General features: G+C 70.5%; 5 protein-coding genes. 2 read left to right on the top strand and 3 right to left on the bottom strand.

Annotated features, from left to right (window positions below; translation table 11 throughout):
- The 3 genes from V7E05_RS07025 to V7E05_RS07015 all read right to left on the bottom strand — a co-directional run.
- On the bottom strand, positions 1 to 1,166 hold a 1,166-nt coding region (locus V7E05_RS07025), incomplete at its 3' end, for a helicase-related protein (protein WP_333618958.1).
- Between the two features lie 79 nt (positions 1,167 to 1,245).
- Positions 1,246 to 2,223: an FCD domain-containing protein gene (locus V7E05_RS07020; RefSeq protein ID WP_333618957.1), complete on the bottom strand. Its 978-nt coding sequence runs from the start codon at positions 2,221 to 2,223 to the stop codon at positions 1,246 to 1,248.
- Between the two features lie 215 nt (positions 2,224 to 2,438).
- Positions 2,439 to 3,536: a DUF5995 family protein gene (locus tag V7E05_RS07015; protein ID WP_333618956.1), complete on the bottom strand. Its 1,098-nt coding sequence runs from the start codon at positions 3,534 to 3,536 to the stop codon at positions 2,439 to 2,441.
- A 228-nt stretch (positions 3,537 to 3,764) separates the two neighbouring features.
- Here V7E05_RS07015 and V7E05_RS07010 point away from each other — a divergent pair, with 228 nt between their 5' ends.
- Positions 3,765 to 4,955: a hypothetical protein gene (locus tag V7E05_RS07010; RefSeq protein WP_333618955.1), complete on the top strand. Its 1,191-nt coding sequence runs from the start codon at positions 3,765 to 3,767 to the stop codon at positions 4,953 to 4,955.
- Positions 4,956 to 5,378: 423 nt separating this feature from the next.
- On the top strand, positions 5,379 to 6,246 hold an 868-nt coding region (locus V7E05_RS07005; RefSeq protein WP_442891625.1), incomplete at its 3' end, for a Clp protease N-terminal domain-containing protein.

Here is a 6,246-nt window from a genome sequence, read left to right as displayed (position 1 = left end):
ACGCCGTCGGCGGTGCGCGCCGCTCGACCCGCGCGCTGGTTCGCCGAGTCCTGAGAGCTCGAGACCGTGACAAGACCGGACACCCCGCGTGCGGAGTCGAGGCGCGGCTCACGAGACAGGCACGAGTCGATGACGATCCGCACGCCCGGCACCGTGAGCGAGGATTCGGCGACCGCAGTCGAGAGCACGACTCGGCGGCGACCGTCGGCGGCGGGTCGCAGTGCAGCGTCCTGCTCGCGCGGCGGCAGCGAACCGTGGAGCCGCAGGATTTCTACCTCCGTAGAGGTAGCCGCGGCGGTGTCGGCCGAATTCCCGGCAGAGCCACCAGCCGAACCCCCAACCGACAGCAACGGCCCGAGGTGTCCGGCGACGCGCTCGATCTCGCGCGCGCCGGGGAGGAACACGAGGGCGTCGCCCGGGTGCTCGGCCAGAGATCGCGCCGCCAGCGAGGCGACGTGCCGGCAATAGTCGTCTGTGACCCCGCGTCCGTCCTGCCGCGGCCCCGGCGGAGGGGCGTAACTGACCTCGAGCTCGTGTGGCACCGCGGGCGAGTCGAGGACCGGCACTGGGCGGGAGCCGCCGAGCAGCGAAGCGAAGCGCGGCGCGTCGACGGTGGCGCTCATGGCCACGAGGCCGAGCTCGGGACGGAGCTCGCGAAGCTCGACGAGCATGCCGAGCACCAGGTCGGTGTCGAGCTGCCGCTCGTGTACCTCATCGCAGATGACGGCGCACGCCCCCTCCAGCCCCGGGTCCGCGAGCAGCCGGCGCAGGAGTACGCCCGGCGTGCAGAACTCGATCGAGGTGCCCGCCGATACCCGCCGTTCTCCGCGGACGGTGAACCCGGCGAGCTCTCCTACCTTCGTCCCCGTGAGCTCTGCGAGGCGGTGGGCCGCCGCGCGGGCGGCGATGCGCCGTGGCTGGGTGACCACGACGCGGCCCGGCTCGCCGGCGAAGGCGGCGGCCACGACCGGCGGGACGATCGTCGTCTTGCCGCTTCCCGGCGGAGCCGACACGACGGCAGAGCCTCGCGAGCCCAGGGCCTCCCGGAGCTCGGGGACGAGAGCAGCGGCGGGCAGCTCGGAGCCGATGCGCGCGATCGAGACGGCGGAGGCGCTCGTGTCGATCGGGTCGTCGGCTGCGTCGTCGAAGACGAATTCCGTGGGCACCCCTATAGGAGACCACCCCGCGGGCGCTCCGGCCCGGCCACCCCGCCAGCCGGGCGGGGACTGCACCCGCCCAAGGAACTCAGCGGCGCTCCTCGACGGAGACGGCCTCGGCGGGCGCGCCCTTCTCGGGAGGGGTGAGCAGGAGCCCCGGATCGATGCCGCGCATCGCCTTTTGTGCGGCATCGCGATCGGACGCGCACAGCGCATCGACGAGCGCGGCGTGGGCCTCGGTGAACCCGCCGAGCCACACGGGCACGGAGTCGGTGCCGCGCTCGGCGGGCAGCAGTGCCCAGCGCAGGTAGGAGGCGCCCACGTCGAGCAGGGACAGGTAGAGGCTGGTGAGCAGGCTGCTGGCGTAGGACTCCGCGATGATCTTGTGGAGGGACCACGCGTCCCAGATCGTGTCGACCACATCGCGACGGGCAACCGCCGAGCGCATGGACGCCATCGCCTGTTCTAACGCCGCCTTGCGCGTGGCATCCATTCCCGTGACGGCGCTGTCAACGAATAGTGGGGTGAGCTCGTCGCGGATGAGCAGCGACTCCTCAAGGGTCGAACGCTCCCTGGCGGCCGCGCGGAACCACGTGACCAGCATCGCGAGGGCCGGGGGATCGACGGCGAAGATACCGCCGCCGGGGCCGGGCCGGGAGGTGACGAAGCCGCGCTCGAGCGACAGCTTGATCGCTTCGTTGAACGTGCCGACCGAGACCCCGCAGATGGCCCGGAGCTCGTCCTTCGAGCCGAGGCGGGCCCCCGAGGTGGCCGCGGCAGCGATCTCGCCGAGCCTCTGCGCCGCGGCCTCGGCCCTCGAAGTGTTGAGGTGCAGCGAGCCCGGCAGCGGACGCGGGGCACCGCGCCGGCCGTGGCGGATCCTGTGCGTGGAAACGGGCAGTTCCGGCTGACCGCGGGGGATGGGTTCGGCGTCGATGACGGCTTCGGTCGGGGCGGCCGAAGCAGGAGGTACGACGGGCACGGCCGCAGGGGAAGGCGCGACGAGCGCGGCCCCCTGCTGCGGCTCGGTTGAGTCCTGGGACTCGGCGGTATGTGTAGGCGTCACGGTGAACCTCGGTTCAGGAAAAATTTCTTAATCGAAACCTAGCTCAAGTGCCCGGCGCAGGGAATAGGTTGTAGTCAAAAATATTACGATTCGATAAAAGTCCCCGCGTACGGCGTTGGCGGGGCCGCCTCAACGCGCCCACGCGGTCTGGGCGAGAGAGGCGCGAGGCGTCACCGGATTTTCAGATAGTGGGACGCGGGCGCGAGGGGAGTCGCTCAGAGGAATCCGTGAGTCGAGAGTGCCTGGAGTGATTGGTCGGCGGCCGCCCACGTCGAGCCGATTGCGGATTGCCCGGCCGCCTCGGTGGCGGGATCGGCGAGCAGGAGTCCATTGCCGAAGGAGAGGGTCGAATACCCCTGATCGGCGGTACGAAGCAGTAGCCGGTGTCCTTCGCCGGGCGAGATTCCCGTGCTTCCTGCGCCCGCCGCGGCGCCCACGGACCCGTCGGCGGCCTCGCCGAGGAAATAGAGCCGCCACAGCGGCGCGAGGTTGGCCTCGAAATGCTCGGAGGTGAGCGCGACCATAGCGTCGCCGTGATCCGCGATCGCCCCGACGATCTCGAGGTACTGCCCGTACTCCGCGGGCGTGGTCCCGGAAGTGGAGACCGCGCGCGCGAGGTCGACGGTGAGGTGCGCGTTGTACCCCGCCATCGCCGCGTAGCCGCCCGGAAGCGAGCAGTCGGCGGCGACCTCGAAATAGTGCTGCCAATGCGGGGCGACCGCGCCGCCGGTGGCATGGGCGTGCATCGCGTCGAGGTATCCGTCGAGGAGGTGGGAGCTGAGTGTGAGCGCCCAGGGGAGGTTCGGAATCGGGCGCGCGGGATCCTCGGGGTGCGCCGCGGATTCCTCATAGAGCGGCAACACGGCCTCCTTCTCGACCAGGTCGAGCCCGAGGCCGAAGATCGCGCGCCGGTCGTCGTGCGCGACGAGGATGTCCGTGATCTGTGCGGAGGCGGCCGCCCGCTGCTCGAAGTCCGCGAGCGTAGGAGCGGCGTCTGCCTGGCCGACGGGCCGGGCCGAGAGCTCGGCGATCCGGCCGAGCTCCTCGCCGCTCAGGGGGGTGCCGCAGGCGGCGGATGGGGCGGTTCCTTCTGGGAGCGGTGCGGGCTCGGGCAGCGCGCTGCCCGCCGTCACACTCGCTGCGGCGGAGCCCGCGAACGATCCCGCCGGGAGTCCCGCGGCGGGATCTGCCGCCGCCGTGGGCAGGCCCGCCGTAGAAAAGGACGTGGCGGAAATGACGGCGAGCGCCGCGGCAACCAGGGCGGCGCGGTGCGCGGAGTGGTGCGGAAGAGTGGGACGGGGTGTGCGGCGCATAGGGGGACCCTAGCCGGGAGCGGGCGGCGATGAGGCGGCCCGCCGAGGCCGGGGGGGATGCGTGAGTGGCCGGCACTTCGCCCTGTGGACCACCGCTTTCGAAGGGAACGAGATCACCGGGAACCTTTTCGTCGCCGGTGCCCTCATATCGACGAGCGGCCGGGAAGCGGCCGAGGGCACACCGAGAACCCAAGCGACGCCAGCGCACGAGAACACGAGGAGACCGAAATGTCCGGACAGAACCAGAACCAGAACCCGTCCACCGCCACCGAGTCGATCGATCCCTCGAACGTGGGTTCGCAGGACGTCGCGGGGCAGGTCGAGGGCCTCCTCGGCGTCGAGGGAGCCGATGTGGCCGGCGCGTCGAGCAGCGACGGCTACGGCGTCGACACCTATGAGATCGACCTCTCGGGAGACGGGATCCCCGAGGTCACCGCCCACGACGATGACAACGACGGCCGGATCGACCTCGCCGAGGTGGACACCGACGGCGACCGGATCACCAACACGGTCATCGAAGATCGCGAAGGAGACGGGGTCCGCGACAAGGTCTCCACGGACACGAACAACGACGGCTACGTCGAGACGACCGCCATCGACACAGACGGCGACGGCGCAGCGGACATGATCGAAGTGGACACCGACGGCGACGGAGAGGCGGACGTGACGGCGTACGACCACGAGGGCGACGGGCACGTCGACAGCGTGTACTACTCCACGCCCGGCGGGAACGAGGTGAGCGAGCGCGACTTCGACGGAGACGGGATCGTGGACGACTCCGACAATCTCTCAGCCGTCACCCCCGAGCAGCTCGCCACCGGCGATGCCATGTTCGCCGCGGGCGGGGCACAGGCGGCTCCAGCCCCCGCACCCGCGCCCGAGGCCGCTCCGGCCCCCGAGGCCGCTCCGGCTCCAGCCCCCGCACCCGCATCCGAGGCCGCACCTGCCCCCGAGGCCGCACCTGCCGAGGCGGCGAACGCCCCGGCCCCGACCCCGCTCGGCGAGTCGGGCGATCTCGGCTCGCTCGGCGAGACCGCGAACGGCGGAGTGGACTTCTCCGGCACCGCCGACGTCGACCCGTTCTCCTCAGACGAAGTGGACCTCGACGGCGACGGCTACGCCGACGGGATCCTCCGCGACGGCGATGGCGACTCCCGGATCGACCAGGTCGAGCTCGACACGGACGGCGACTCGTTCACCGAACGTGTCGCCACCGACACCAACGCCGACGGCATCGCGGACGAGCTCGAGATCGACACCGACGGCGACGGCGTGGGCGACATCCTCCAGGTCGACACGGACTTCGATGATCACCCGGACGTCGAGTACCACGACAACAACCACGACGGCTACTACTCGGAGGACGAGTCCGGCGCCGTGAGCGACTCCGGCGCCGGCACCGACAACCTCGACGCGTAGGGGACGCGAAGGGGAGGCGCAGCGAACGTGCTGCAGTAGACAGTCGAGCAGTTCGGCGGGGAGCCCGCGGCGGAGACGGATCCGCCGCAGGCTCTCCGCCATTTGCGCTCGCCGCGCGGCGTTCGGGAGGCCCGCACGCACGCGTTCGCTCACGGCGTACGAGTTTCGTGGGAAATCGGCAATATCCAGCGCGACCTGTGCGTTGGGCTGGGTAATGGGGTCGAATCCGGCCCTTTCCGGTGGCGGGCGGAGCGATGCTCGGCCCGAGGACCTGCCCGGCGCTGGCCGTGGCCACTAGAGTGGCGGCCAGACCGGTCTACCCCCTGTGCGGGAGCCGAGAGGCGACTCGGGCGGGGCGCCGGAATTAGTTAGATATCCGCTGCACGCGAAAAGCGCAAAACCACAAGGAACGTGAGGGACAAGATGTTCGAACGGTTCACCGACCGTGCGCGCAGGGTCGTGGTGTTGGCCCAGGAAGAGGCGCGCCTCCTCAAGCACAATTACATCGGCACCGAGCACATCCTCCTCGGTCTCATCCACGAGGGCGAGGGCGTCGCCGCGAAGGCGCTGGAGTCGCTGGGCATTTCGCTCGAGGCCGTGCGCACGCAGGTCGAGGAGATCATCGGCCAGGGCCAGCAGTCTCCCAGCGGGCACATCCCGTTCACCCCGCGGGCCAAGAAGGTGCTCGAGCTCAGCCTCCGCGAGGCCCTGCAGCTCGGCCACAATTACATCGGCACCGAGCACATCCTCCTCGGCCTCATCCGCGAGGGGGAGGGCGTCGCCGCCCAGGTCCTCGTCAAGCTCGGCGCAGACCTCCCGCGCGTCCGCCAGCAGGTCATCCAGCTCGTCAACGGCAACACGGGCCAGGAAGAGGCGGCTGCAGGTGCCGCCGCCGGCCAGGGCGCGGGTCGCGACCCGGGTACTCCGTCTTCGTCGACCGTGCTCGACCAGTTCGGCCGCAACCTCACCCAGGCGGCGCTCGAGGGCAAGCTCGACCCGGTCGTCGGTCGGGAGAAGGAAGTCGAGCGCATCATGCAGGTGCTCTCGCGGCGCACGAAGAACAACCCGGTTCTCATCGGCGAGCCGGGCGTGGGCAAGTCCGCGGTCGTCGAGGGGCTCGCGCAGTCCATCGTCAACGGGGACGTGCCCGAGACGCTCAAGGACAAGCAGCTCTACTCGCTCGACCTGGGTTCCCTCGTCGCCGGCTCCCGCTACCGCGGCGATTTCGAGGAGCGCCTCAAGAAGGTGCTCAAGGAGATCAACCAGCGCGGCGACATCATCCTGTTCATCG

Source organism: Dietzia sp. (assembly GCF_036741115.1).
GTDB lineage: Bacteria > Actinomycetota > Actinomycetes > Mycobacteriales > Mycobacteriaceae > Dietzia.
This window is presented reverse-complemented; position numbering and strand designations above follow the sequence as displayed.